We start from the raw sequence: 25531 nt of genomic DNA, 5'->3' as shown, positions 1-25531 counted from the left end.
CCCGACCGAGGAGCTCAACCGCCCAGGAAGCCGAGGATGTCCCGGTCGCCGCGCTCGCGCAGCCTGGCGAGCACCTCCTCGCGCGTGGCCGTGTTGGGCAGCCCGATCCTGGCCCCGATCAGCCGCAGCCCCTCCATCTCCGAGCTGATGGGAGCGGTGTAGCCGATGAGGTAGAGCGCCCGGTTCACCGGCGGCATCCCGACCGGCGCGGCGGGCAGGTAGCGGGTCAGCAGCTCGCCGCCGTCCGACACGGTCAGGAACACGTGGTCGCCCTCGCTCGCCTTGGAGTCGGCCAGCACGTTGCGGATCGAGCCCATGGTCGGCTGGTTGTGCCAGCTGATCACGACGTCGCCGGACGGTGTCGAGGCGGTGAGCTGCCCGCCCGGCGCCATCCCCAGGTAGGCGGCGAAGCCTGTGGGCAGCGGCGAACCGGACCCGCGCAGGTGCTCGGCGTTGACGTCCACCCGGTGCCACCAGCGGCCGTCGCGGGAGCGGAAGCTGCGCCGCGTCTCCGACACGTCCTTACGCGGCTGGTACGGCTCCGCCTCGCCGCCGGGCGCGGTGCCCGCCACCCTGATCCAGCCCCGCTGCGTGCGCTCGAACCCGGGACCGCCCGAGTACGCGCGCACCGAGCTCTCGCTGACGTCGTACTTCGAGGTGAGGTTCGTCACGATCGTGCTCACCGAGGCCTCGCCCCCGGCCCGCTCGATCTCTCTGGCGATCATCTCCCTGATCCCCAGGTACTCGTCGCCGCCCCACCGCGTCAGGCCGTACTTGTTCCGATCGACCCGGCGGAAGCGCTCGTCGGCGGTGAGCTGGTTGCGGATGCCGACCAGGCTGTAGTCCTCGCCGATGCGCTCCTGGATCTCCTCGGGCGACAGCGGCGTGCCCGCCACCGCCAGCACCGCCTCGGCCTTCTCGTTGATGCTGCGCGGCCACGGCACCACGTGCTGGCCGAGCACGCGCAGCTGCGGCACTGCCAGGATCCACCGCTCGGCCACGTCCTCGCGCACGCCGAGCTGGGCGACCATGGCCACCGCCTCGCCGAGCGGGCGCGGCCCGTCGGTGAACAGCTGCCGCGTCTTCTCCCTCAGCTCGTCCGCGCCGCCCGCCACGAGCCACCCGTCGGCCTGCTCGTAGCCGGTCAGCAGCGTACGCACGAACCGCCACACCGGGATCCCCAGCGAGCGCAGCTCGGTGCGGTGCCACGGCACGGCGACCTGGAGGTCGTCGGCCGGGACCGCGGATCCCAGCCGGCCGCGCAGCCAGGAGACGTGCGCCACCAGGGCGGCCGCGTCCGGCTTGCCGAGCCAGGCTTCCACGTGATCGCGCAGGTCGCGCTCGATCTGCCTGATCCGCTCCCGCGTGACCGAGAAGCGCTGCGCGAGTTCGTCGAGGGTGGCCCGCTGCGCCGCGTAGAGCCGGTCGCGGGCGATGGCCCGCTGGCGGTCGTCCAGCGCTCCGAACAGCTCGTCGATCAGCTCGGGCAGCGGCCGGTCCGGCCTGGACGGCGCGGACACGGGCAGCGCCTCGGGCGCGGGCTCAAGCAGCCGCTCGAACACGCCGCTGAACAGCTTCTGCACGACGTCCTTGCCGAGCATCTCCGGCGTCCGCTCGGACTCGGCGGGATCGGAGAAGCGCAGCAACGGAAGGATGTCACCGACCATCAGATGACCCCAGCAGGCCGCAGCGAGGTCGGCCAGGTGGCCGGCCACGGTCTGCGTCCCGACGATGGCGCACGCGCGATCGAGAGGGATCGCCTGCCACCAGGCCTCGGGCAGCTGGGGCTCCTCCACGATCGGCGCGATCTGACCAGGGGAGGTCCATCGCAGGGGTGGCGCGAGGTCGCTCAGGCTGAGGTTCATTGAGGTCCAACCGGCAATGGGAACATATATCCGCAGTTCAGACTATGTGATTAAAGTGACAAAAACGGGCTTCCTCTTCCGGAATGGGAGATATAGAGCATCGCACGCGCACGCGTGCAGGCGACGAACAGTATGCTCCGTTCGCGCTGCAGGGCACGAGCCCTGGCGTCAGGCTCTTCCGGCGGCGGCTCGGGCACCAGGCCCTCCGCCACGCCGATGAGCGCCACCCGCTCGAACTCCAGGCCCTTGAGATGCTGGAACGTCGACGTCTGCACGTCCAGGCCGCTCAGCGCCCGCCTGGCCTCGCGCGCCAGCCGCGGGTTACGCGCACCGACGGCGATCTCGTCCGCGGGCACGCCGTCCGCCAGCCAGGACTCGATCGTGCCGCGCAGCCCGGCCAGCTCCGATTCCGGCGTGTCGTACGCCCTGATGATCGGGCGGTCGCCGTTGCGCGTTGCGCGGAGGCCGTACATGTCGGTCATGCCCTTGACCAGGCCGCTGGCCGGGGCGCCGCGCATCCGCACGGCGAAGGAGAGCAGCTCCTGGGGCAGCCGGTAGGAGATCCTGAGCGTGTACTGCACCGCCGGGATGCCCACCGCGCCGAGCGTCACCCGCGTGTCGGTGATCCGCTGGTGCGGGTCGCCGACCACGAACAGGTCATCGGACGCCCGCGGCACCGCCGCGCGCAGCAGCCGCCACTGGGCCGGGCTCACGTCCTGCGCCTCGTCCACGACGATGTGACGGTACGGCTTGCGCCCGGGATCCACGTCGTCGAGCAGATCGCCCGTCGCCAGGGAGAGCAGCCTCAGCGCCTCGTCCGTCAGCTGGGCCAGCGTACGCGCCTCCGGGCCGACCAGCGCCGGGCGGCGGCCTTCTGCGTCGGCCACGATGCGCAGGGCCAGGCGTTCGGTGTTGTCCACTTCGATCCGCTTGCGGATGACCTCGTCAGCGATCAGCCGGTCGAGCTTGGCCGACAGGTCGTCGGCCAGCCCCTGCGAGAACGTCACCAGCAGCACGGGGCCCGATCCGTGCGCGGCCAGATGGGCGGCCCGGTGCAGGGCGACGACCGTCTTGCCGGTGCCCGCGCCGCCCACGACCAGCACCGGGCGGTCGTAGCGGCCGGCCGTGGCCAGCCGGTGCTGCGGCGGCTGCAGGAACATGCACCAGTCGGGGGCGTCGAGCACGCGGTCCAGCTCGACCTTGTCGGCGACGAACACCGCCCTGTCGGGGCTGCGCCGCAGCGCCGCGTGCAGGTCCTCGGGGTCGACGTGGCCGGTCTCCTCGTCGGTCGCGCGCCAGGCCTGCAGCTCACGCCACGCGTCGGAGAGCGAGCCGCCCCTGGCGAGCACGGCCAGCGGGGCGTGCTGAGTGGGCGGGAGCAGGGGTTCGAGTGCGGCGACGTCGGCCTCGGTCGTGATCAGCCGGAACAGCGGCAGCGCGTGCACATCCAGGCCCAGCCCCATCAGATCGCCGTCGCAGATCGGGTCGAACAGCCTGGAGGAGCCGGCCGACCTGCGTAACGCCGGCTCGACGCGTTCGAGCGCCTCGGCGTCCCACTCCTCGACGACGCCGATCACGGGGTTGACGCCGTACCTGTGGCGGCGCGCGTACGACCAGGCGTCGGGGTCGGGCAGGACCGTGCGCAGCCAGTACACCTCCCGCTGCCGCACCACCACCCCGCGGTGGCCCTCGGCGAGCCGCAGCGTCGCGACGCGCGGGTCGCGGCCGCCCCTGACCCGCTCGGGGTGCGGGGCGCCGGCCACGTTCAGCATGAACCGGCGCAGCGCGACCACGGCGTCCCTGCGCACCGGCTGGGCCAGTGCGCTGAGCTCCCTGGGGAACTCGGGGCCGATCGCGAGCCGCGGCACCGGCTCAGTCCAGGAGTTCGAGCAGGTCGCGGTCCCCGCGTTCGCGGAGCCTGGTGAGCAGGTCAGGCAGGGCGACCGGCCCGGTCATGCCGATCCTTGTGGCGATCACCCGGGCCGCCTGATCCCGGGTGCCTCCCGGGGCCGTGTAGCCGACCAGGCGGAGCGCCTTGGTGATCTTCTCGGCGCCCTGGGCGGCGACCGGGAGGTGCCTGGCCCTGAGCACGCCCTCGTCCGACAACGTCAGGAACAGGTGGCCGCCCTCGCGTGCGCCCACGTCCACCAGCAGGCGTTCGATGGACTCGAGCACCGGTCTGCCGTGCCAGGTCATGGTCAGCTCGCCGGCGGCGCTCCTGACCGTCCTGCTCTCACCGGGTGACAGGCCCAGGTACGACGCGAACCCTGTCGGCAGCGTGCACTCGCCCCCGCCCAGTTGCTCGGCGGTCACGTCGATGCGCAGCCACCACCGGCCGTCGGGCTGCCGGAAACAGCGCCTGGTCTGGGAGACGTCCTTCAGCGGCTGGTACGGCTTGTGCTCGCCCTCGCCGTTGGACTCCTCCGCATGGGGGACGGCCGGGTTGAACGCCTGGAATTGCGGCGGGCCTGGGGGAGAGGGAGGCATCTCGACAGAGCCGAACGCCGACTGCGGCTGGAGCTGCGGCTCCGGCCGGGCCTCGCGCTGGGGCGTGAGCGTGGCCAGCACGAACTGCCAGGCGGGGACCTCCAGGGCGCGGATCTCCACGTTGTGCCAGTCGGCCGCGCCGATGAGCTGCTCCTTGCGGACCGCCGGGCCCAGCGTTTTGCGCAGCTCGTCCAGATACGCCCGGTACGGGGCCGCCTCGTCGCTCGCCAGCCAGTGGTCGAGGCGGTCCCGGAACTCGTCCTCGGTGGCGGAGATCTCGGCCGGGGGGACGGCGAAGAGCTTGGCGAGCTGGTCCACGGCGGAGGGCTCGTCGGTGAAGACACGGTTCTGTGCGACGGCCCAGCTCTTGTCGTCAAGACCGGCGAAGGCGGCCTCGATGAGCTCCGGCAACCCCTGCACGGGCGCCGCGCCGTTCTCGTGCGCGGATACGGGCTCGTGCTCCTGCGCGGATACGGGCTCGTGCTCCTGCGCGGAGACGGGCTCGTGCTCCTGCGCGGGCTCCGGCTCCTCGGCCGCGCTCTCGGCCTCGAGGGCCGCCGCCTCCTCGGCCGCCGGTTCGGGGGCGGGCTCCTCGGCGGCGTCCAGCACGGGCTGGGGCTCGGGCTCGGGCGCCTCGTCGGAGACCGGCTCGGCGTCGGCGTCCAGCACCGGGTCGCCTTCGCCGACGGGCTCGGCCTCGTCGACGGGCTCGTGCGACTCGGCGGGCTCCTCTTCGCCGGGTCCGCCTTCGCCGGTCTCGTCGGTGTCGGGCGCGCCCTCATGGGACGCCGCGACCTCCTCGTCGGCGGGCTCCGAGGCGGCGTCGGCGTGCTCAGCCGCCGCCTCCTCCTCGTCGACGGTCGCCACGGGCTCGGGCTCGTCGATGACCGACCCGGCGGAGTGGAAGTGGGCGGCGGGCTCGGGCTCGTCGATGACCGATCCCGCGGCGGCGAACCGGAGCACGGGGTCGGGCTCCTCCACCGGCTCGGAGGTCGCCTCGTGTGCTGCCGGCTCGGGCTCCTCGGCGGCGTGCGCCGGCTCCACGGCCACAGGTGACGGCGCTTCGACGGCGTGCGCGGGCTCAGGCGCGGCGGCGTGCGCCGGCTCGATCGCCGCCTCGTGCGCGGCGGCGACCGGCGCCGGGTGCGGGGGCGGCGCCACCTGCGGGTGCGCGAGACGTACCAGGACCGCCGAGAACAGCGTGTTCAGCACCGGCCGCGCCTTGATGAAGGGCTGGTCCACCAGCTCCCTGCTGGTCAGCGCGAGCAGCCCGGCCCACGATCCGGCCCGGTCGAGGGCGATCGCGACGGCGGGCTCGTCCGCCTCCTCGGGGTCGAGGACGTGCAGCGCCGGCAGGACGTCGCCCACCGCGGCAGCGGGCCAGTGCTCCAGGGCGATCTCCGTCAGCAGCTCGCCCAACGCCTCGGGGCCGATCGCCGTGAGGACGTGCGTCATGGGCACGCTGCGCCACCACGCGTCCGGCAGATCGGGCTGCCCTGTGAGCAGCGTGATCGTCGAGGCGTCGCTCCACCTCAAGGGTGGTACGAGGTCGCTCAGGCAGAAGTTCATCCCGTTCCGTTCACCAGCCCCTCACGCCGCCGCAGCGGTGCAGCCATAATCTCGCCGCCCACGGAACAGACCATAGTCCGGCAAAACAGCCCTACGCATCATGTACAACGCATCAACGCCGAACAGCGGCAAAGCGTAGGCGCACGTAGTCGGCCATCCAGCCAGTCTCCCTGCGGAGGGCGGGCGCGGCCAACTCGTTCACGCGATGGAGCAAGGGCTCCACGATCTCGGGCGGGAGCCCTTCGAGCACCGGCGCGGCGAACATGCGCACCCAGTCGGCGGCGCCTCCGGGGCACTCGTCGAGCGAGGTCGGCCGGTCGAAGTATTCCAGCAGCCTGACCACGAACCCCTCCTGCTCGAGGCGGCGGGCGTACTCGGCAGGCGTGGGGAAGTACCACGGCAACTCGGGTTCGCGCAGGCCGTACTCGCGCCAGGCGGTCAGCATCGCGGCGGTCAGCTCGGCGCAGTTGCCGGCCCCGCCCATCTCGGCGACGAAACGCCCGCCGGGGGTCAGCGCCTCGCGCACGTTGGCGATCACCGCGCTGGGGTCGCGGCTCATCCAGTGCAGGGCCGCGTTGGAGAAGACCGCGTCGTACGGGTTCACGATGGTGAAGTCGTGCCCGTCGCCGACGATGAAGTTGATCCCCGGATACTGCGCCAGGGCCTTCTCGATCATCGCCGGCGAGCCGTCGATGCCCAGCACGTCGGCGCCCCTGAAGGCGAGCTGCGCGGTGAGCACGCCCGTGCCGCACCCGAGGTCGAGCACGCGCTCGCCGGGCCGCGGATCCAGCAGGTCGACGAGCGGCGCGCCCTGCGTCGAGACGTAGCCGAAGCTGCTGTCGTAGGCGCGACTGTTCCACCGCTCCAAACTCGGTGTGTCGTATCGCAAGACGATCAGCTCACATTCGATCAGACATCGGGGCCCCCGTGGCCGTGCTGTCTGCTCACTTTAGAGCCTGAACGTCCCTACGACATATCAAGTCACAAGGGACTCATCCGACACTCTTGGTCCATTCCCGCTTGAGGTACTCCTTCGCCGCGTCTGCCTGCGGAATCGTCATGAGGACCGGACGGCTGGGCGCCTTGGGAAGTTTCGCGTTCTGCTCCGTGTCGAGCGTGCCCTTCATGAGCATCGCCTCGCCGCGCGCGGGGCGGGCGAAGCCCTTCTGGAGCAGGTTCTGGCCCTCGTCCGAGAGCACGAACTCCTCCCAGAGCCGGGCCGCGGCCGGGTGCGGGGCCGCCTTGTTGATGGCCAGCATGTGGTAGTCGCCGAGCGGCGCGTCCCGCGGGATCGTCACCTTCCAGGCGTCGGGGTGGGCGGCGCTGCGGGCCGCGTTGAGGTGGTCCCAGGCCACGACCACGTTGGCCTTGGCCGGATCGGTGAGCCGTCCGGCCTGCTTGAGCTTGGTGAACAGCGCCAGCCCCTGCTCCGGCCGCGGCGTCCCTGACTGCATGGAGGCGGCCATCACGCCGTCGAACGCGCCCTCCGAGCGCAGCGGGTCGCCGTCGAGCGCGACCCGGTACTCGGGCTTGAGCAGGTCGGCGAAGGAGGCGGGCGGCTTGACCGCGCGCGGGTCGTACCCGATGGACATGTAGCCGCCGTACCCGGCGTACCAGGCGCCGGAGGGGTCCTTGACGTCGTCGGGCAGGTCCTGCCAGCCCTGCACCTTGTACGGCGCGAACCGGTCGGCCCCGGCGACGGCCATGTCCATGGTCAGGTCGAACACGTCGGGCTTGAGTTGCGCGGCGGCGTCCAGCTCGCGCTTGCTGCTCGCCCCCGGCTCCAGCTCGTTGACCTTGATCCCGTACTTGTCGGTGAACGAGTCGATGACCTCGCCGTAGTTGACCCAGTCGCGGGGCAGCCCGATCACGTTGAGCTGGCCCTCGTGCTTGGCGGCCTCGACGAGCCGGTCCATGGTCGTGAAGCCGGTCTTCATCGAGCCCGCCTGGACGTTGATCGGCGGCAGGCTCTTCTGAGCCGAGGGCTGCTCTGTGGACGACGCGCCACATCCGGCGCTGGCGAGAATGGCTGCTGCTGCGGCGGCGCAGGTACGTACGGTCACACAACGAATACTTACTGTTGCATCCGCCCAGGTCGAGGAGGCGCGGCCGGTACGACCTTGGCCGCCACCAGCGTCTCTTCCTGGATCTCCACCAGGGTGCCGTCCTTTTTGCGAACTTTTAGAAGTCCGTCCTCCCACGACACGAGGATGCCCACCGCGTCGCGAAATCCCCCTGGAACGCGCCTACGGGTGGTGATCCGTGCGCCTATATCCTGACTTGTGATCGCGATGACGAGGCGTGCGGCCACGACTTTGCCACCCTCCGTTTCGGCCAGCTGGCAAGCACGGCAATACTAGGGCGTAGCAAACCGCGGTCAGAGTCATGCCATGGTGCTGGAGAAGAAGGAGCTCGAGGTGACCTACGTCATCGCGCAGCCTTGCGTGGACGTCCTGGACAAGGCGTGCATCGAGGAATGCCCTGTCGATTGCATCTACGAGGGCGAGCGCATGCTTTACATCCACCCCGACGAGTGCGTGGACTGCGGCGCTTGTGAGCCTGTATGCCCCGTCGAGGCGATTTTCTATGAGGACGACCTTCCCGAGCAGTGGAAGGACTTCTACAAGGCGAACGTGGAGTTCTTCGAGGAGCTCGGCTCGCCGGGTGGCGCATCGAAGGTCGGCAAGATAGACAAGGACCACTCGGTGGTGGCAGCCCTGCCGCCGCAGGGTGAGGACCACTAGCGGGTCCTGCCCACGCCGCACGGGGAGCATCCTGGCCGGATGCGCCCCGTTGGCGTGCGCTCATGAGTACGGCAGAACAACCCTGGAGAACGTGTGAACAAGCTGCCCGACTTCCCCTGGGACCGTTTGGAGCCGTACAAGGAACGCGCGCTCGCACATCCCGACGGCATCGTCGACCTCTCGATCGGCACTCCGGTCGATCCCGTGCCGCAGATCGTCCAGGACGCCCTCGTGCAGGCGGCCGACAGCCCCGGTTACCCCTTCACCCACGGCACCAAGGCACTGCGCGAGGCCGCGGCCGGGTGGCTGCGCCGCAGGCACGGCGTCACCGTCGACCAGCAGGACGTGCTCCCGCTGATCGGCTCCAAGGAGTTCGTCGCCTGGCTGCCCACCTACCTGGGCGCCAGGCGGGTCGTCTTCCCCGAGCTGGCCTACCCCACGTACGACGTGGGCGCCCGGCTGGCCGGGGCGGTGGGCACGGCTTCCGACAGCACGGTCGCGCTCGGTCCCGAGCGCGTCGACCTGATCTGGGTCAACTCCCCGGGCAACCCCACGGGCCGGGTGCTGCCCGCCGAGCACCTGCGCAAGGTGGTGTCCTGGGCGCGCGAGCGCGGCACGATCGTGGCCTCCGACGAGTGCTACATCGAGCTCGGCTGGGAGGAACAGCCCGTCTCGATCCTCCACCCCGACGTCTGCGGCGGCTCCCACGAGGGGCTGCTCGCGGTCCACTCGCTCTCCAAGCGCTCCAACCTGGCCGGCTACCGCGCCGGGTTCGTGACGGGCGACCCCGTCCTGGTCAAGCGGCTGCTGGAGACGCGCAAGCACGCCGGCATGCTCATGCCGCAGCCCGTACAGGCCGCCATGACGGTCGCGTTCGGCGACGACGCGCACGCCGACCGGCAGCGCGAGCTGTACGCCGCCCGCCGCGCCCTGCTGCGGCCCGCGCTCGAGCGGGCCGGGTGGCACATCGACCATTCGACGGCCGGACTGTACTTCTGGGCATCGAACGGGCAGAGCGCCTGGGATCAGCTCGCCAAGCTCTCCGAAATCGGCATTTTGGTCGCGCCGGGAGACTTCTACGGATCGGCTGGTGAGCGGCACATCCGCATCGCCGTCACGGCGACTGATGAGCGGATCGGTGCGGCGGTGCGCCGCCTCCAGTAGGATCGCCCGTCATAAGCCAGCCGAACGGGCTTGAAACGCATAAATTGATAAGGGCTTTTGCCGAGGCAGACCGCGAGTGGAGCGAGCTGATCGATGAGCATGACCTCCATGGTCGTACTCGGGCTGAGCATCGCCACTGTCCTGTTGCTGCTGGGGGCCTTCCTGGCCACCCTGCGGCGAGACGGGAAGGGCCGTGCGAGCGCGCCGCCGGCTGAGGTCGCTCCCATCGAGACCCCGCTGCCGGCGCCGGTGAGCGCGCCCGGGCATGCCGGCACCGACTACACCGACCCTCGCACCATCCGGGTCGGCGACCGGATCGAGGTGCACGGATCCCCGGCACGTGTGCTCGGTGCCATGCACATCTCGTGGCAGGGGCAGGAGTGGACCGAGTACCTCCTTCGCGACCGCACGCGCCGCTTCCAGTGGCTGTCGGTGGAGGTGCACGCCGGTGACCCGCCGCACCTGGAGGTGGAGCTCTGGACGGACGTGCCCACGCAGGGCATGGTGCCGGCCAAGAGCATGTTGATCATGGAGGGCGTGGAGTTCTTCCCGATCGAGCGCGGCACGGCGGCCTTCCGCAGCGAGGGCGACACGGGGCACCCTGAGCGGGGCCTGCTGGACTTCGCCGACTACCGCGCCTCGGACGGGCGGCTGCTGTCGTTCGAACGCATCCAGGGGCAGTCCTGGACGGCCAGCTACGCCCAGCCTCTGCCCCCTGGCTCCATCACCATCGTCCGCCGCGCGTCCTGACGGGCGTCAGGAGAGTTCGACCCGGGCCGTGGTCGACTTGCCGCCCGACTGCCAGCCCTCGAGCTTCATGTCGTTCGACCACGAAGCCCCCGCGTACTCCACGTGCCGCAGCTCGTACTTCTCGGCGTGCGCCACCGACCAGGCGGCGATCAGCCAGCCGCGCTTCTTGGTGGTGACGGCCGTGCTCCCGAGCGCCCGCGCCAGTTGCTTGCGTGCGTCGTCGGTACGGGGCTGCGGCGCCGGGGTCTTCTTGGCCGGCGGATACCAGCAGTGGACGGCCTGGGGGACACGCCCGGTGAAGGCGGCGGCGAGGATCTTGGCGTCACCCTCGTGCTCCGCGTACGCGTAGCCGCCCGCCGAGCGCTGCACCTCCTGGGCCGCGTCCGCCACCGGCAGCTTGCGGTAGTGCTTGACCTTGACCAGCGCGGCGAAGAACTTGTTCGTGGCGTAGACGGGATCCATGAGCTGCTTCTTCGTGCCCCAGCCCTGCGACTCGCGCTGCTGGAACACGCCCACCGAGTCGCGGTCGCCGTAGTCGAGGTTGTAGAGCTTCGACTCCTGCAGCCCCGTGGCGTACGCGATCACCACGGCCCGTTCGGGCAGCCCGCGGCGCGCCGCGACGGCGGCGATGGTGGCGGCGATCTGCGCCTGCTCCGGATAGAGGTAGAGCTCGCCGCCCGAGGCGCGCACCGTGCAGTGGGCCTCGGGCACGGCCATCGGCGTGGCCTTCTTGAGCAGGTGGTAGAGGCCCACGGAGATGCCGACGGCGAGCACGATCACGATGATCGCGATGGTGATGACTCCACGGGAGAAGCGCAGGCGCACCCTGAAGAACCTACCCGGCCCGGATAAGCTCCCTGGCCATGAGTGATCTGAGCAGCTCCGCACCGCTCTCCGCGGTGGTGGACGAGTTGTGGGAGCGTCGTGCGGAGCTGTCGCCGGCCGATGCGGAGGCGCGCCAGGCGATCGTCGGCGCGGTGGACCTGCTGGACCGGGGCGAGGCCAGGGTCGCGCGCGTCGTGGACGGCGAGGTGGTCGTGGACGAGCGCGCCAAGCGGGCCATCCTGCTCAGCTTCAAGGTGCTCGGCATGGCACGCTCGCAGGTGGGAGACTTCCAGCACCACGACAGGATCCCGCTCAAGAGCTCGTTCGAGGGGGTGCGCGTGGTGCCGGGTGCGATCGCCCGCTGGGGCTCGTACCTGGCGCCCGGTGTGGTGCTGATGCCGTCGTTCACGAACATCGGCGCGTACGTCGACGAAGGGACCATGGTGGACACCTGGGCCACGGTCGGCTCGTGCGCTCAGATCGGGAAAAATGTGCACTTGTCGGGTGGGGCCGGCATCGGTGGCGTGCTGGAGCCGCCGAACGCGGCGCCGGTCGTCGTCGAGGACGGCGCGCTGATCGGCAGCAGATCGATGATCGTCGAGGGCGCCCGGGTGGGCGAGGGCGCGGTCGTCGGCGCAGGAACGATCCTGTCGGGCTCGATCCCGGTGATCGACGTGCAGACCGGCGAGGAGCTGGCCCGCGGCCGCGTTCCCGCCTGGTGCGTGGCCGTCGGCGGCACCCGGCAGAAGGAGTTCCCCGGCGGCACGTTCGGCCTGCCGTGCGTGCTGGTGCTCAAGCGCCTGGAGCCGGGGCAGCGACACGACAAGGCGGCGCTCAACGAGGTGCTGCGCGAACACGGAGTGGACACCTGATGCTTGACCTGACGCAGGACGTACGCGCCCTGACCGCCGCGATCGTGGACATCGAGTCGGTGAGCGGCGGCGAACGCGCGCTGGCCGACGAGGTGGAGCGGGCGCTGTCCGCACTGCCGTACCTGAAGGTGGACAGGTCGGGCGACACGGTCGTCGCCCGCACCGAGCTGAGCCGGGCCGAGCGCGTGCTGATCGCCGGGCACCTCGACACCGTCCCCGTCGCGGACAACCTGCCCAGCCGGGTGGAGGGCGACCTGCTGTACGGGTGCGGCACCTCCGACATGAAGGCCGGCGTGGCGGTCGCGCTCAAGCTGGCGGCCACCGTGCCCGCGCCCGACAAGGACGTCACGTACGTCTTCTACGACTGCGAGGAGGTCGAGGCCGAGCGCAACGGCCTCAACCGCGTGGCCAGGGAGCACCCCGACTGGCTGGCCGCCGACTTCGCGGTGCTGATGGAGCCGACCGACGGCGTGATCGAGGGGGGCTGCCAGGGCACGCTGCGCGCCGAGATCACGGTGCGGGGCAAGCGGGCCCACAGCGCCAGGTCGTGGTTCGGGGTCAACGCCATTCACGGGATCGAGCCGGTGCTGGCCAGGCTGAACGCGTACGAGGCGCGGCTGCCGGTCGTGGACGGGCTCGAGTACCACGAGGGCCTGAACGCGGTCGGCGTCCGGGGCGGGGTCGCGGGCAACGTCATCCCCGACCTCTGCGTGGTGACCGTCAACTACCGGTTCGCGCCCGATCTGACGATCGAGCAGGCACAGGAGCACGTACGCGAGGTGTTCGACGGGTTCGAGGTGGCCTTCGTCGACGCCGCACCGGGGGCCAGGCCGGGGCTGACGCATCCGGTGGCGGCGGCCTTCACCGCGGCCGTCGGCGGCACGCCCCGCGCCAAGCTGGGCTGGACGGACGTCGCCCGCTTCTCGGCGCTCGGGGTGCCCGCCGTGAACTACGGTCCGGGGGATCCGAATCTGGCGCACCAGCAGGGCGAGTACGTCTCGCTGTCGAAGATCGTCGAGAGCGAGCGGGCCCTGCTCGACTGGCTGACAAAATGAAAGTGGCCTTCCTCGCCGGCCATTTGGCGGGGAAGACCACTTTCAGTCCCGAGCAGCACCCTCGGCAGTTAGACGCAGGGCAGTCGAAATCCGGTTCCCTGGTTTTTTCAAGATTTTTTAGCGAGGTGGTTCGCACGGTTCACCAGGGGTTTCGTACTTGGACCACCTACCGTGCGCGAGAGGAACTACCGTGGCGAGCATGAAACAGTCACGTCCTGAACGCCGTCAGGGCCAGGCGGTCGTTCGCGGTCACCTCGTCCCCAGCTCCACGCACGACCAGCGCCTGCTCGCCCGCCAGGGGCCGTCCGACTGGGTCCACATGGACCCGTGGCGGGTGCTGCGGATCCAGGCGGAGTTCGTGGAGGGGTTCGGCCAGCTCGCGGAGCTGCCGCAGGCGGTCACGGTCTTCGGCTCCGCCCGCACACCGGAAGGGACGCCTGAATACCGGATGGGCCGTGCGCTCGGCCGGGCGCTGGCCGAGGCGGGCTACTCGGTGATCACGGGCGGCGGGCCGGGCGTCATGGAGGCCGCCAACCGCGGCGCGAGCGAGGTCGACGGCGCGATGTCGGTCGGGCTCGGCATCGAGCTGCCGTTCGAGCAGCGCATGAACGACTACGTCGACCTCGGCATCGAGTTCCGCTACTTCTTCGTGCGCAAGACGATGTTCGTCAAGTACTCGTGCGGCTTCATCACGCTGCCCGGCGGCTTCGGCACGCTCGACGAGCTGTTCGAGGCGCTGACCCTGGTGCAGACCCGCAAGGTCACGTCCTTCCCCGTGGTGCTGATGGGCAGCGAGTTCTGGGGCGGGCTGCTCGACTGGATCAAGGGCACCCTGCTCAGCACTGGCAAGATCGCTCCGCAGGACCTCGACCTGATCACCGTCACCGACGACGTGGACGAGGCCGTGCGCATCATCGTGGACGCCGACCGGGCCCGCTCCAAGCAGCTCGAGGAAGAGCTGGAGGCCGCCGAGGCCCAGTACGCCGAGCCCCAATAAGCTTCCCCGATGTGAACATCTGCGTCTTCTGCGCCTCCAGCCTGAACATCGACCACAAGTACATCGACCTGGCCGCACACGTGGGCGCCGAGCTCGCCAAGCGGGGCCACACCCTGGTGAGCGGCGGCGCCACGGTCTCCTGCATGGGCGCCGTGACCTCGGCCGTCCGCGCGGCCGGCGGGCGCACGATCGGCGTGATCCCCCAGGTGCTGGTGGACATCGAGGTCGCGGACGAGGAGTCGGACGAGCTGATCGTCACCGCCGACATGCGTGAGCGCAAGGGGGTCATGGACGCGCGCTCCGACGCGTTCCTCGTGCTGCCGGGCGGCATCGGCACCCTGGAGGAGCTCTTCGAGATCTGGACCGCGCGGGTGCTCGGCATTCACGACCGCCCCTTGGTGATCCTCGACCCCTGGGGCCTGTACGCCCCGCTCAAGGAGCTGATGAGCCACCTGTACGACGAGGGCTTCACCCGGCCCGACGTCTTCGACGCGATCTCCTGGACCACCACCGTGGACGAGGCGTTCACCCGCCTGGAGTCGCGCGGGCAGCCGGTCAGGCCCAGCATCGCCGAGCTGGGCGAGGCCGCAGGCTGACCTGCGTGCTCACCCCCCGGGACTTCGCAGGCTGGGGCAAGTGCCACGATGGTGTGAGTACGATGCCAATGTGCTGGTCATACTCGCCATCGCCGCCATCGCCATTCTGGCCTGCGTGGTCCTGGTCTCCATCGGCAGGGGCGGAGAGCTGACCGCGTTCCCGCCTGATGTGCCGCCGCTCGACCTCCCCGAGCCGGGACAGCTCACGGCGGTCGACTTCATGGCGCTCCAACTGCCGGTCAACCTGGTCGGATACCACACGGCGAGCGTCGATGAGACCCTGCGCAGGGCCGCCAACGCCATCAGCGCGCGTGACACGCGGATCGCGGTGCTGGAGCAGCGGGTCTCGGAGCTGCTGGCCAGCCGGCTGCACGCGCGCCAGGAGGTGTACGCCGCGCCGGGGGCCGGGCCCCGTACCGAGCACTCGCCCGATGCGCCGGCCGTCGCCCGCGAGCTGCCGGAGTCGGGCGACCCCGTGTCGTCCAGCGGCACCGCGGTCTCTTGGGACGGCACCGCCGACCTGCGCCGCCCGCCGGAGGACCCGGAGTGGCGGATCCCGGCGGAGGACGCCGTGGCAGCCGCGCTGGAGAGCGAGGGTGCCGAGATGGAGCCTCCAGCTGCTGAGTCCCCCGCTGATGAGCCCTCAGCTGATGAGCCCGCCGCCGAGCCCGCGGCCGACGACTCGGACACTCCGGCGGAGGCGCCCGTTGACGAGTCCGCCGAGCCCGGTGAAGGGGCCGATGAGGGGCCTGAGGAAGTGAAGAGCGGCGAGAGCGACCTCAAGACGGGCGACGAGGAGCCCCAGGGCGACGAGGGGGCCGTACGCGTCGCGCAGGGCAAGGACGGAGACGAGCGCCGGTGACCGAGCTGATCCGATGCACCTGGACGGGCATGGCGGCGAACCCGATGTACATCGCCTACCATGACGACGAGTGGGGCCGCCCGCTCAGAGGCGATGACGCGGTCTTCGAGCGCGTGGCGCTGGAGGCGTTCCAGTCGGGGCTGTCGTGGCTGACGATCCTGCGCAAGCGGGAGAACTTCCGCGCCGCCTTCGACCGTTTCTCCATCCCCAAGGTGGCCTCCTACACCGAGCAGGACGTGGAGCGCCTGCTCGGCGACGTGGGGATCGTACGCAACCGCGCCAAGATCGAGGCCGCGATCAACAACGCCAGGGCCGCCATGGACCTGCCGGAGGGCCTGTCGGACCTGGTGTGGCGCTTCGCCGACCCCGACGCGCCCGTGCCGAGGTCGATGGCCGACGTGCCCGCGATCACCCCCGGCTCCAAGGCGCTGGCCAAGGAGCTGAAGAAGCACGGCTTCAGGTTCGTCGGCCCGACCACGGCCTACGCGTTGATGCAGGCCATCGGCCTGGTCAACGACCACATCGAGGGCTGCGTGGCCCGGTCGCGCTGAAAGCTCCCCGCGGCCGTCACTCGCCCCGGAACGTCGGGCGTTCCTTGGCGAGGAAGGCGCGGGTGGCGTTCTGGTGGTCCAGGGTGGCGGCGCATTCGTCCTGGAGCTCGGCCTCCATGGCCAGCGCGTCGGACAGTGAGTGCGTCGCGGCGTAGGCCAGCGCCCGCTTGGTGGCGGCGTAGGCCAGGGTGGGGCCCTGTGCGAGGCGTACGGCCAGCTCCTGAGCGGTCTTCAGCACGTCGTCGGCGGGGACCACGCGCGTGACCAGGCCCAGCTCCAGCGCGCGGGCCGCGTCGAGCGGCTCGCCGAGCAGCAGCAGCTCGGCCGCGCGGCCCCGGCCCACCAGGCGCTGCAGCGTCCACGACGCGCCAGAGTCGGGGACCAGCCCGATGCCGGAGAACGCCAGCGCGAACTTCGCCTTCTCCGAGGCCACCCGCAGGTCGCAGGCGAAGGCCAGGGACGCGCCCGCCCCGGCCGCGACACCGTTGACCGCGGCCACCACCGGCTTGGGCATGGTGGTGATCAGCTCGATGATCGGGTTGTAGTGCTCGCGGACCGTGTCGGCCAGGCCGCGGCCCGCCTCCAGGTTGTCCGCGTGCTCACGCAGGTCCTGGCCGGCGCAGAAGGCCCGGCCCGAGCCGGTGAGCAGGACGGCCCTGACCGCGCGGTCCTGCTCCGCGCCGCGCAGCGCGGAGAGCAGGCCGTCCTTGGCATCCGTGGTCAGCGAGTTCATGGCTTCTGGGCGGTCGAGGGTGATGGTGGCGACGGCGTCGGCCACGTCATAACGGATCACATCAGCTCCCTGTCGACGAACGCGGCGGCTGCGGGCAGCAGCCGGGCGGCCTCCTGCTCGAAGTAGGCCCTGGCCTTCTCACCCGGCCACCCCGCGGGCAGCAGCTCGGCCGGCAGGCCCGGGTCGCGGAACAGGAAGTTGCGCCAGCCGTGCACGAGCCTGCTCCTGGTGGCGAAGACCCGGTCCGCGGGAGACCGATCGGGCAGTGCGCTGATCAGCGTGACAGCCTCGGCCAGCCATTGCTCGTACGCCTCGCCGATGGCGTCCAGATCCCACGCCCGGGCCACCAGCTCGCGCGGGTCGCCCTCGAGCGCCGCGTCGAACCGGTCGGCCCGCACGCCCTCGGTCTCCAGCAGGTGGTCGAGCTCGATCGACGACCGTGGACCGATCCACGTCGTCTCCGACAGCGACGCGTACCCGAGGAAGGCCAGGTCGGCCCTGAGCCGCTCCCTGCGCGGCCGCTCCTTGACCGGGTCAAAGACGATCAGGTGCCACCGGCCGGGCCAAGTCAATGTCCCGGCTCGGTAAATTCTCAGCGCAGCCTCGTCCAGGCGCCTGACGCACTTCGGCGTCAGCCCGTAGCCGGCGCCCTGAGGCAGCCTGGTCGGCCGCAGCCATCCCTGACGCACCATGCGCGAGACGGCGGTGCGGACGGCGGGAGCGGCTATTTCCAGGGGCTTCATGAGCCTGACGAGCGCGGCGACGGACGCCTGTCCACCGCGCGAACGCAGGTGGTCTCCGTAGAGATCGAACAGAGCGGCGCGAGCGTGCACGAAGTCCAGTTTGGACGTCAACGCACATCTCGACAACGCATTCTGGGAGGAGATCGTTACCCATGAGCGCTCTCGATGCGGGAGAATAGGACATCACAGAAGACGTGAATGCGCCGACCACCCCCCATGGGCGGTCGGAAATCGCGGGCCGCGGGAGCCCAAGGCAGGAAGGGATGCACGCATGGCGGCGATGAAGCCGCGGACCGGCGATGGTCCGCTCGAGGTCACCAAGGAAGGGCGCGGCATTGTCATGCGGGTCCCCCTGGAGGGTGGCGGCCGGCTCGTCGTGGAGATCTCCGCCGACGAGGCAAAGGCGCTCGGCGAGGCGTTGAAGAACGTCGTCGGCTGAGAGTTCCCGAAAGACAGTTTGATCCACGACCCTGGCGTAATCCGGCGCCAGGGTCGCTGACGTTTGAGGAGAGGTCCCGTGCCGATTGAGACCACTGCTTCGGTGGTCGCCGAGGTTCCCGACGGCGCCGAGCTACTGGCCGTGCCCTACGGCTCCGACCTCAGCCCCGAGATCGAGCTGCACCTGCCGGTGGGCGATCTGCTGGCCCACTACGAGGCGAAGGGCGAGGCGGGGGAGATCGTCGAGGTCCCTGTGGCGCGGGCCGACGGCGTGGGCCGGGTGCTGCTCTACGGTGTGGGCGACGGCTCGGCGCGTGCCCTGCGCAAGGCCGGCGCCGCGCTGGCCCGCAGGGCCAAGGGCAGGGACACACTGACCGTGGTGACGCCTGAGGGCGACGTGGCGGCGTTCGCCGAGGCGGCGTTGCTGGCGGCGTACTCGTTCAAGATCGGTAGCGAGGGCAAGAAGCCGGTGCGGGCGCTGGCGTTCGCGGGCGCCGACGCGGCGCAGGTGCGGCGCGCGCAGGTCGTGGCGCAGGCGGTGGCGCTCGCGCGTGACCTGGCCAACACGCCGTCCTCCGTCAAGAACCCCGCCTGGCTGGCCGAGCGGGCCACCGAGCGCGGGCTGCCCGTGCGGGTCTGGGACGAGGAGCAGCTCCAGGCCGACGGGTTCGGCGGCATCCTCGCCGTCGGCAGGGGCTCGGTCAGCCCGCCCAGGCTCATCCAGCTCTCCTACACGCCCGCCGAGCCGACCGACCGGCACGTGGTTCTGGTCGGCAAGGGGATCACGTTCGACTCTGGCGGGCTGTCGCTCAAGCCGACCGACAACATGAAGACCCAGAAGACCGACATGGCGGGCGGCGCGGTCGTGATCGCCGTGCTCGGCGCGCTGGCCGAGCTGGGCGCGCCCGTACGCGTCACCGGGCTGATCGCCGCGGCCGAGAACATGCCCTCCGGCACGGCCCAGCGGCCCAGCGACGTGATCAAGCATTACGGCGGGCGCACGGTCGAGGTGCTCAACACCGACGCCGAGGGCCGGCTGGTGCTGGCCGACGCGCTCGCCTACGCCGACGCCGTGCTCGACCCCGACGCGGTGGTGGACATCGCCACGCTCACCGGTGCGATCACGGTGGCGCTCGGCCGCAACGTCGGGGCCGTCTACGCCTCCGACGACGTGCTGGCCAAGCAGCTCCTCGACGCCGCGGACGGCAGCGACGACCGGCTGTGGCGGATGCCGCTGATCGACGAGTACAAGCCCGCGCTGGAGTCGTCGATCGCCGACCTGGCCAACGTCGAGTCGGGGTCGAGGTTCGGGGCCGGGTCGATCACGGCGGCGCTCTTCCTGCGGGAGTTCGCGGGGCGGCGCCCGTGGGCGCACCTCGACATCGCCGGGGTCGGGCGCAGCACGGTGGACGAGGGCACGCTGACCAAGGGCGCCACCGGGTTCGGCGTCCGCCTGCTTCTGGAGTGGCTCACCCGCGCCTAGTCGGCGATCTTGATCGCGGCGAGGAGGCCGTCGCCCAGCGGTATGAGCACCGAACGGAGGCGGTCGTCCGACTGCACCAGCTTGCCCACCTCGCGCAGCGCGACCGTGTCAGCGTCGCGCTGCGCCGGGTCGGCCACCCGGTTACGCCACAACATGTTGCCGACGGCCACGACGCCGCCCACGCGCAGCAGGCGGACCGCCTCTGCCAGGTAGTCGGCGTACTCCTGCCGCGCGCCGTCGGCGAACACCAGGTCGTAGCCGCCGTCCGACAGCCGCGGCAGCACGTCGAGCGCACGGCCCGAGATGAGCCGCACCCGCCCCCCGGAGAAGCCCGCCTCGGCGAACGCCTGTCTGGCCAGCCGCTGGTGCTCCGGCTCGACGTCGACGCTCGTCAGCGTGCCGTCCGTGCGCATGCCGCGTAGCAGCCACAGGCCCGAGACGCCGCAGCCCGTGCCGATCTCGACGACCGACTTGGCGTTGACGGCGGTGGCGAGGAAGCACAGGGCCGCCCCGCTCCCGGGAGGGATGGGTGCGGCCCCCATCTCCAGCCCGCGCTGTCGCGCCGCATGCAGGATGTCATCTTCCTGATGGAACTGCTCCGCATAGGCCAGAGTGGCCTCCACCGGACTGGTCATCGGCCGCCTCCCCCCACTTTCGTGCGATTGGTCCGCGTGATTGGCACCGATCGCAGCCTAGGGGAGACGCGCCAGGACGGGAACTCAGGAGGGTCCTAAGGCGTTGCAGGTTTAGACGGGCTTTGCCGGTCCGAAGGCAGCAGTGCGCACGAAGGGACGAAACCAGGCACTATGGCGGTAGCGGTGGTCCCAAAGAGAGGAGTTCTGGTGGACGAAAGCGACCACCAGGCGGATACTCCCGTGTCGTCTGACTGGACTCCTCCAACATGGGAGGAAGTCGTGCGGACGCATTCCGCACGCGTGTATCGGCTGGCGTACCGGCTGACCGGCAACGTCCACGATGCCGAAGACCTGACCCAGGAGGTCTTCGTACGGGTCTTCAGGTCGTTGTCGAGCTACACCCCCGGCACGTTCGAGGGGTGGCTGCACCGGATCACGACGAACCTGTTCCTCGACATGGCGCGGCGCAAGCAGCGCATCAGGTTCGAGGGGCTGGCCGACGACGCCGCTGAGCGGCTGCGCGGCCGGGAGCCGTCGCCGGCGCAGGCGTTCGACGACGCCCATCTGGAGCCGGACATCCAGGCCGCCCTTGACGCGCTCGCGCCGGAGTTCCGGGCCGCGATCGTGCTGTGTGACATCGAGGGCCTGTCTTATGAGGAGATCGCGGCCACGCTCGGCGTCAAGCTGGGTACGGTCCGAAGCCGTATTCACCGTGGCCGGGCGCAGTTGCGGGAAGCACTCGATCATCGAGCCCCCCGTAATTCCCAACTCCCCCCGACCGTGATCCGTGGGGAGGAAGTCTGATGGCGCACCTTGGAGAACGCGTTTCGGCGCTTGTGGACGGTGAGCTCAACGACACCGAGCGCGAGCGCGCGCTGGCGCATCTGACCTTCTGTGCCGACTGCAGGCAAGAGGTCGAGTCGATGCGGGCGCTGAAGTCGCGCCTGCGTTCGCTGGAAGGGCCGGCGATGCCGGCCGACCTGACGATGTCCCTGCTCCGGATGGGGGAGCCGGGAGGGCCGCTGCCACCGAGGGAGCGCCCTTTTCCCACCCGCACGTTCGGCGGGGTGCCCATCCCTGGGCCGCACACCATCGCTCCGCTGGACAACCGCCCGCGCAGGGACGCCACTGGTGGGGCTACGGGCCCTGGACGCGGTAGGCGGCGCTCGACCTACGTAGCGGTCGGGGTGGTCTCCGCGGCCGTCGCGCTCGGCACCTTCTTCGCGACCACCGGCGTCGGGCAGAACAACCCGGCACCTCCGGTAGAGCTGTTCCAGCAGCCGCGGACGACGCCGGCGAGCGCGCCTTCGACCGCCACGCCTTGACCTGCGGCTATGCCTGGGTGACCGTACCTTGGCGTACTCGGCAGCGCATGGGGCATACGATCTGGTTCCAGGATTTGTCATGAGCGATTCCTGACAAATGCTTTATAACCCTCGTATGCCGCAAGAGCGAGGATTGCGGTGGCCGAGCCAAGGAGTGGTGAACTTAGATGACCGACGAGACGCGCCCCACCGAAGGACGCACGCCGTCGGACTACCCCGAACCACAGGGGCGGCCGGACTTCCTGCCCGCGGACGACTCTCTCGAAGTGCCGAGCCCGCGGCCGGAGCCGCCCGCCTCGTTCGGCACTTCTTGGGGTGATCCATCCGGCCGTTCGTCCCCGGGGGTGCCGCCGTACGGGGGGTCGCCACCGAGCGGCCCTTCCTATGGTGCCCCGTCGTTCGCCAACCCCTCCTTCAGCGCTCCCGTTGCCCCCGAGAGCCCCTCGTACGGCAGCTCCTACGACAACCCCTCGTATGGCAGCTCCTATGAGAGCCCTTCGTACGGCGGTTCCTACGAGAGCCCTTCGAGCTCCTATGAGAGGCCCTCGTTCGGCGGCGGCCCGGACAACGGGACGCGCGTCTACGAGGCGCCGATGTTCGGCGGGCCGCCTCCTTCCGGCCCCTCAGGTGGCGGAACCCCACCGCCACCGCCGCGCCAGGCGCTTCCCCTGGGTGCGGCATGGGCGCCGCCGCCCCCGGGCGCGCCGGGCTCTCCCGGGCCCAGGCGCGTACCGAGCACCGTCTTCCTCGTCTCGATCGCCGTGGCCATCGCGCTGCTGGCCTCGCTGCTCGGCAGCGTCGGCACGTACCTGCTGACCAGGACGAACGGCGGCAACGACCCCTCCTACAGCCTCGGCCCCTTGCCGACGTCCGGCGCGACCAACCGGGAGCCGGGGTCGGTGGCGGGCGTGGCCGCGCGGGTGCTGCCCAGCGTGGTCTCGATCGAGGCCGGCACCTCCACCGAGGGCGCGACCGGATCAGGCTTCCTGATCAAGAACGGCTACGTGGTCACCAACAACCACGTCGTCGCTCTGGCCGCCAAGGGCGGCGAGATCCGGATCATGTTCAACAACCGGAAGACCACCTCGGGCCGCATCGTGGGCCGCGACCCCGGCTCCGACCTGGCCGTGGTGAAGCCGGAGGACACGTTCGGGACGCCGGAGATCACCCTGGGCAACTCCGACCAGGTCGTGGTCGGCGACCCGGTGATCGCGATCGGCTCCCCGCTGGGTCTGACCGGCACGGTGACGACCGGCATCGTCAGCTCGCTCAACCGCCCGGTCATCGCGGGCGACGAATCCGGCACCAGCACCGAGGAGCCCGCGTACATCAGCGCCATCCAGACCGACGCCGCCATCAACCCGGGCAACTCCGGCGGGCCGCTGGTGAACGGCAAGGGCGAGGTCGTCGGGGTGAACTCGGCCATCGCCACCCTCGGCCGTTCGGAGAGCAGCCAGAGCGGCAGCATCGGCCTGGGCTTCGCGATCCCGGTCAACCAGACGCGGCGCGTGGCCGAGGAGCTGATCACGACGGGCAAGGCCAAGCGGCCCAAGATCGGCATCGTCCTGGACAAGGACTACAAGGGCCAGGGCGTGAAGATCGCCTCGGGGCCCAGCGGGGGACGCCAGCCGGTGGACCGTAACGGTCCCGCCGACAAGGCCGGCCTGAAGGCGGGCGACGTGATCCTGGAGATCGACGGGCTGACCCTGCAGGACGGGAACGAGCTGATCGCCCTGATCCGCAGCAAGGCCCCTGGCTCCAAGATCACCATCAAGTACCAGCGCGCCGGCCAGGACCACACCGCCACCCTCATCGTCACCGCCGAGGACGAGCCCACCCCGACGCCGTCTTGACCTGACGTCCTGCTGTGACGTCCGGTCCGTCGTGCGTGTCCGTCCTTTGGGGTTTGTACGGCTGCGCACGGCGGGCACCATCCAACGACGCCGGTGACCGGCCTTCCCCTGGTCACCTGGATGGGAGGGGCTGTATGGCGGGAAGGTCGGTGATATGACCGAGGGGGGACGACCGACCTACCCATAGAAGCCCTTAGTCTGTGGATAGGCCGGGGGTGTCCTCGGAGGGTTGGACTTGCGGTAGGAGCTCACGGTGTTCGGACTCGGGTGGATGGAGGTCGGAGCGCTGATCGTCATCGCGCTCCTCGTCTTCGGTCCCGACAAGCTGCCTCAGGCCGCCTCACAGGCAGGCAAGACGCTGCGCAATCTGCGCCGGATGGCGAACAACGCACGTGACGACCTGCGGGCCGGTCTGGGCCCCGAGTTCCAGAACTTCGACCCCTCCGACCTCAACCCGCGCAACTTCGTCCGCAAGCACCTCCTCGACGACCTCGAGGACGACTGGAACAACAGCAAGTCCCGTGAGCTGGAGCCCGCGGCTCCGTACACGCCGGAGCCGGTGGTGGACGAGCTGGGCTTCGGGGAAGTGCCCCCGTACGACTCAGAGGCGACCTGACATCCCCGCCTGTAGGCCTATAGCCCACCAAGGCCCAAAACCGCCCATATGGCCCTCTGAGGCCCTCAGAGGCCCCTGGATGGCGACCCGCTTCACGAGTCGACCACCCAGACGGCCAGGCCCTGTCCGCAGCCGTAAAAAACCCTGACGACGGGCACCCGCGACGGACCGGATGTCACAGCAGGACATCGACCATTGCGGAGCCGTAAAGGGTCAGCGGGGGGACAGGTTGAGGTGGAGGCCCTTGAGGCTGGTGGAGCGCTTGGTCAGGGTGGAGGAGATCTTGCGGAGTTCGGCGGCGGCCGGGGAGTCGGGATCGGTCAGGACCAGGGGCTTGCCCTCGTCGCCGCCCTCGCGGAGCCGGAGGTCGATCGGGACCTGGCCCAGCAGCGGGACGCGTGATCCCAGCGTGCGGGTCAGCGCGTCGGCGACCGTCTGACCGCCGCCCTCGCCGAACACCGCGATGCGCTCGTCGCAGTGGGGGCAGGGCAGCCAGGCCATGTTCTCGATGACTCCGGCGATCTGCTGGTGCGTCTGCGCGGCGATCGAGCCCGCCCGCTCGGCCACCTCCGCGGCGGCCATCTGCGGCGTCGTCACGACCAGGATCTCCGCCGTCGGCAGCCGCTGCGCCACCGAGATCGCGATGTCGCCCGTGCCCGGGGGCAGGTCGAGGAGGAGTACGTCGAGGTCGCCCCAGTAGACGTCGGCCAGGAACTGGTGGAGCGCCCGGTCGAGCATCGGCCCGCGCCAGACCACCGGCGTGTTGCCCTCCGGCTTGAACATCCCGACCGAGATGACCTTGATGTCATGGGCCACCGGCGGCATGATCATGTCTTCGACCTTGGTGGGCTTCTCGTCGGCGCCCAGCATGCGCGGGATGCTGTGGCCGTAGATGTCGGCGTCGACGATGCCGACCTTCAGGCCGCCGGCGGCCATCGCGGCGGCCAGGTTGACCGTCACGGACGACTTGCCGACCCCGCCCTTGCCGCTGGCGACCGCGAACACGCGGGTCAGCGAGCCCGGCTGGTTGAACGGGATCTCCTTCTCCGGCCCGCGGTTGCCCCGCAGCTTGGTCTGGAGTGCCTTGCGCTGCTCGGTGCTCATGACGTCGAGCTCGATCTGGACGCCCGTCACGCCGTCCAGCTTGGCGACGGCGTTCGTGACGTCACGGCGGATCGTGTCCTTCAGCGGACACCCCGACACGGTGAGGAAGACGCCCACGCGCACCACGCCGTCGGGAGCGATATCGATGCTCTTGACCATGTCGAGGTCCGTGATGGGCCGACGGATCTCGGGGTCGATGACGGTGGCGAGGGCGGCCGTCACCTGTTCCTGGGTTAGTGCCATCGAAGTCTCGGCACGAGGGAG

The 25531-nt window shown here is 70.5% G+C and carries 26 protein-coding genes; 15 read left to right on the top strand and 11 right to left on the bottom strand.

Translation table 11 applies throughout. The annotated features are described in order from the left end of the window. Positions 1–14 precede the first annotated feature (14 nt). The 6 genes from AB0J64_RS03955 to AB0J64_RS03930 form a co-directional block, all read right to left on the bottom strand. Complete coding sequence (locus tag AB0J64_RS03955; RefSeq protein WP_364020191.1) at positions 15–1865, bottom strand: sigma factor-like helix-turn-helix DNA-binding protein; 1851 nt, start codon at positions 1863–1865, stop codon at positions 15–17. 50 nt (positions 1866–1915) lie between these two features. Continuing rightward, entirely contained in the window at positions 1916–3733 is a 1818-nt protein-coding gene (locus AB0J64_RS03950) for a UvrD-helicase domain-containing protein (RefSeq protein ID WP_364020188.1), read from the bottom strand. A 4-nt stretch (positions 3734–3737) separates the two neighbouring features. Further along, positions 3738–5921 carry a hypothetical protein gene (locus tag AB0J64_RS03945; RefSeq protein WP_364020186.1) on the bottom strand — a complete coding sequence of 728 codons (2184 nt, stop codon included), beginning with the start codon at positions 5919–5921 and terminating at the stop codon, positions 3738–3740. A 112-nt stretch (positions 5922–6033) separates the two neighbouring features. Then, a complete protein-coding gene (locus AB0J64_RS03940) occupies positions 6034–6810 on the bottom strand; it encodes a methyltransferase domain-containing protein (RefSeq protein ID WP_364020183.1) in 777 nt (258 codons plus the stop codon). Between the two features lie 103 nt (positions 6811–6913). Next, positions 6914–7984 (bottom strand): ABC transporter substrate-binding protein, encoded by a 1071-nt coding sequence (locus AB0J64_RS03935; protein ID WP_364020180.1) that lies wholly within the window; start codon positions 7982–7984, stop codon positions 6914–6916. 11 nt (positions 7985–7995) lie between these two features. After that, the gene (locus tag AB0J64_RS03930) at positions 7996–8232 is read right to left on the bottom strand and encodes a hypothetical protein (RefSeq protein WP_364020177.1); all 237 of its coding nucleotides are present in this window, start codon (positions 8230–8232) and stop codon (positions 7996–7998) included. Positions 8233–8338: 106 nt separating this feature from the next. Here AB0J64_RS03930 and fdxA point away from each other — a divergent pair, with 106 nt between their 5' ends. The 3 genes from fdxA (at position 8339) to AB0J64_RS03915 (ending at position 10579) form a co-directional block, all read left to right on the top strand. Next, entirely contained in the window at positions 8339–8665 is a 327-nt protein-coding gene (gene fdxA, locus AB0J64_RS03925; RefSeq protein WP_344993042.1) for a ferredoxin, read from the top strand. Between the two features lie 93 nt (positions 8666–8758). Continuing rightward, the gene (dapC, locus tag AB0J64_RS03920; RefSeq protein WP_364020174.1) at positions 8759–9829 is read left to right on the top strand and encodes a succinyldiaminopimelate transaminase; all 1071 of its coding nucleotides are present in this window, start codon (positions 8759–8761) and stop codon (positions 9827–9829) included. A 93-nt stretch (positions 9830–9922) separates the two neighbouring features. Next, positions 9923–10579 carry a DUF4178 domain-containing protein gene (locus tag AB0J64_RS03915; protein ID WP_364020171.1) on the top strand — a complete coding sequence of 219 codons (657 nt, stop codon included), beginning with the start codon at positions 9923–9925 and terminating at the stop codon, positions 10577–10579. Positions 10580–10585: 6 nt separating this feature from the next. On the opposite strand, the gene AB0J64_RS03910 is transcribed toward AB0J64_RS03915, so the two are convergent. Further along, positions 10586–11404: a hypothetical protein gene (locus AB0J64_RS03910; protein ID WP_364020168.1), complete on the bottom strand. Its 819-nt coding sequence runs from the start codon at positions 11402–11404 to the stop codon at positions 10586–10588. Between the two features lie 38 nt (positions 11405–11442). Between AB0J64_RS03910 and AB0J64_RS03905 the strand changes: the two genes are divergently transcribed. The 6 genes from AB0J64_RS03905 to AB0J64_RS03880 all read left to right on the top strand — a co-directional run bounded on the left by AB0J64_RS03905 (position 11443) and on the right by AB0J64_RS03880 (position 16337). Beyond that, positions 11443–12276: a 2,3,4,5-tetrahydropyridine-2,6-dicarboxylate N-succinyltransferase gene (locus tag AB0J64_RS03905; RefSeq protein ID WP_364020165.1), complete on the top strand. Its 834-nt coding sequence runs from the start codon at positions 11443–11445 to the stop codon at positions 12274–12276. Next, on the top strand, positions 12276–13331 hold the full coding sequence (gene dapE, locus AB0J64_RS03900) for a succinyl-diaminopimelate desuccinylase (protein ID WP_364020162.1): 1056 nt from the start codon (positions 12276–12278) through the stop codon (positions 13329–13331). Before AB0J64_RS03905 ends, dapE begins: the two co-directional genes overlap by 1 nt. A gap of 199 nt (positions 13332–13530) precedes the next feature. Continuing rightward, positions 13531–14328, top strand: coding sequence for a TIGR00730 family Rossman fold protein (locus AB0J64_RS03895; protein ID WP_364020159.1), 798 nt, complete (start codon positions 13531–13533; stop codon positions 14326–14328). 11 nt (positions 14329–14339) lie between these two features. Continuing rightward, positions 14340–14924: a TIGR00730 family Rossman fold protein gene (locus tag AB0J64_RS03890; RefSeq protein ID WP_364020156.1), complete on the top strand. Its 585-nt coding sequence runs from the start codon at positions 14340–14342 to the stop codon at positions 14922–14924. 70 nt (positions 14925–14994) lie between these two features. After that, positions 14995–15786: a hypothetical protein gene (locus tag AB0J64_RS03885; protein ID WP_364020153.1), complete on the top strand. Its 792-nt coding sequence runs from the start codon at positions 14995–14997 to the stop codon at positions 15784–15786. After that, complete coding sequence (locus tag AB0J64_RS03880; protein ID WP_364020150.1) at positions 15783–16337, top strand: DNA-3-methyladenine glycosylase I; 555 nt, start codon at positions 15783–15785, stop codon at positions 16335–16337. Before AB0J64_RS03885 ends, AB0J64_RS03880 begins: the two co-directional genes overlap by 4 nt. Before the next feature lie 16 nt (positions 16338–16353). Here the strand turns inward: AB0J64_RS03880 and AB0J64_RS03875 are convergent, their stop codons facing one another. Continuing rightward, on the bottom strand, positions 16354–17130 hold the full coding sequence (locus tag AB0J64_RS03875) for an enoyl-CoA hydratase-related protein (protein ID WP_364020147.1): 777 nt from the start codon (positions 17128–17130) through the stop codon (positions 16354–16356). Beyond that, on the bottom strand, positions 17127–17924 hold the full coding sequence (locus AB0J64_RS03870; protein ID WP_364020144.1) for a PaaX family transcriptional regulator C-terminal domain-containing protein: 798 nt from the start codon (positions 17922–17924) through the stop codon (positions 17127–17129). Before AB0J64_RS03870 ends, AB0J64_RS03875 begins: the two co-directional genes overlap by 4 nt. 160 nt (positions 17925–18084) lie before the next feature. Here AB0J64_RS03870 and AB0J64_RS03865 point away from each other — a divergent pair, with 160 nt between their 5' ends. Both AB0J64_RS03865 and AB0J64_RS03860 read left to right on the top strand, forming a co-directional pair. Then, positions 18085–18252 (top strand): DUF3117 domain-containing protein, encoded by a 168-nt coding sequence (locus AB0J64_RS03865; RefSeq protein WP_020545024.1) that lies wholly within the window; start codon positions 18085–18087, stop codon positions 18250–18252. Between the two features lie 78 nt (positions 18253–18330). After that, complete coding sequence (locus tag AB0J64_RS03860; RefSeq protein ID WP_364020141.1) at positions 18331–19734, top strand: leucyl aminopeptidase; 1404 nt, start codon at positions 18331–18333, stop codon at positions 19732–19734. On the opposite strand, the gene AB0J64_RS03855 is transcribed toward AB0J64_RS03860, so the two are convergent. Beyond that, complete coding sequence (locus AB0J64_RS03855) at positions 19731–20369, bottom strand: O-methyltransferase (RefSeq protein WP_344992506.1); 639 nt, start codon at positions 20367–20369, stop codon at positions 19731–19733. The genes AB0J64_RS03860 and AB0J64_RS03855 overlap by 4 nt on opposite strands. A 171-nt stretch (positions 20370–20540) precedes the next feature. On the opposite strand from AB0J64_RS03855, the gene sigE reads away from it, so the two are divergent. From sigE to AB0J64_RS03835, 4 genes are all read left to right on the top strand, one after another. Continuing rightward, positions 20541–21173 carry an RNA polymerase sigma factor SigE gene (gene sigE / locus AB0J64_RS03850; RefSeq protein WP_185068462.1) on the top strand — a complete coding sequence of 211 codons (633 nt, stop codon included), beginning with the start codon at positions 20541–20543 and terminating at the stop codon, positions 21171–21173. Beyond that, entirely contained in the window at positions 21173–21694 is a 522-nt protein-coding gene (locus AB0J64_RS03845) for a zf-HC2 domain-containing protein (RefSeq protein ID WP_344992498.1), read from the top strand. The genes sigE and AB0J64_RS03845 overlap by 1 nt, the downstream gene beginning before the upstream one ends. 167 nt (positions 21695–21861) lie before the next feature. After that, positions 21862–23547: a trypsin-like peptidase domain-containing protein gene (locus AB0J64_RS03840; protein WP_364020137.1), complete on the top strand. Its 1686-nt coding sequence runs from the start codon at positions 21862–21864 to the stop codon at positions 23545–23547. A 253-nt stretch (positions 23548–23800) separates the two neighbouring features. After that, positions 23801–24163: a sec-independent translocase gene (locus tag AB0J64_RS03835; protein ID WP_364020134.1), complete on the top strand. Its 363-nt coding sequence runs from the start codon at positions 23801–23803 to the stop codon at positions 24161–24163. 213 nt (positions 24164–24376) lie between these two features. Here the strand turns inward: AB0J64_RS03835 and AB0J64_RS03830 are convergent, their stop codons facing one another. After that, positions 24377–25510: an Mrp/NBP35 family ATP-binding protein gene (locus AB0J64_RS03830; RefSeq protein ID WP_364020131.1), complete on the bottom strand. Its 1134-nt coding sequence runs from the start codon at positions 25508–25510 to the stop codon at positions 24377–24379. Positions 25511–25531 lie beyond the last annotated feature (21 nt).

The sequence above is a fragment of the Nonomuraea sp. NPDC049695 genome, assembly GCF_040674955.1.
GTDB classification, from domain to species: Bacteria; Actinomycetota; Actinomycetes; order Streptosporangiales; family Streptosporangiaceae; genus Nonomuraea; species Nonomuraea helvata.
This window is presented reverse-complemented; position numbering and strand designations above follow the sequence as displayed.

What these genes read in the sequence shown, in the direction of transcription:
- AB0J64_RS03915 (WP_364020171.1), top strand. Translation starts at nt 9,923, where the DNA reads ATGAGCATGACCTCCATGGTCGTACTCGGGCTGAGCATCGCCACTGTC.
- AB0J64_RS03845 (WP_344992498.1), top strand. Translation starts at nt 21,173, where the DNA reads ATGGCGCACCTTGGAGAACGCGTTTCGGCGCTTGTGGACGGTGAGCTC.
- AB0J64_RS03905 (WP_364020165.1), top strand. Translation starts at nt 11,443, where the DNA reads ATGAGTGATCTGAGCAGCTCCGCACCGCTCTCCGCGGTGGTGGACGAG.
- AB0J64_RS03865 (WP_020545024.1), top strand. Translation starts at nt 18,085, where the DNA reads ATGGCGGCGATGAAGCCGCGGACCGGCGATGGTCCGCTCGAGGTCACC.
- sigE (WP_185068462.1), top strand. Translation starts at nt 20,541, where the DNA reads ATGGCGGTAGCGGTGGTCCCAAAGAGAGGAGTTCTGGTGGACGAAAGC.
- AB0J64_RS03895 (WP_364020159.1), top strand. Translation starts at nt 13,531, where the DNA reads ATGAAACAGTCACGTCCTGAACGCCGTCAGGGCCAGGCGGTCGTTCGC.
- dapE (WP_364020162.1), top strand. Translation starts at nt 12,276, where the DNA reads ATGCTTGACCTGACGCAGGACGTACGCGCCCTGACCGCCGCGATCGTG.
- AB0J64_RS03840 (WP_364020137.1), top strand. Translation starts at nt 21,862, where the DNA reads ATGACCGACGAGACGCGCCCCACCGAAGGACGCACGCCGTCGGACTAC.
- AB0J64_RS03955 (WP_364020191.1), bottom strand. Translation starts at nt 1,865, where the DNA reads ATGAACCTCAGCCTGAGCGACCTCGCGCCACCCCTGCGATGGACCTCC.
- AB0J64_RS03830 (WP_364020131.1), bottom strand. Translation starts at nt 25,510, where the DNA reads ATGGCACTAACCCAGGAACAGGTGACGGCCGCCCTCGCCACCGTCATC.
- AB0J64_RS03945 (WP_364020186.1), bottom strand. Translation starts at nt 5,921, where the DNA reads ATGAACTTCTGCCTGAGCGACCTCGTACCACCCTTGAGGTGGAGCGAC.
- AB0J64_RS03855 (WP_344992506.1), bottom strand. Translation starts at nt 20,369, where the DNA reads ATGACCAGTCCGGTGGAGGCCACTCTGGCCTATGCGGAGCAGTTCCAT.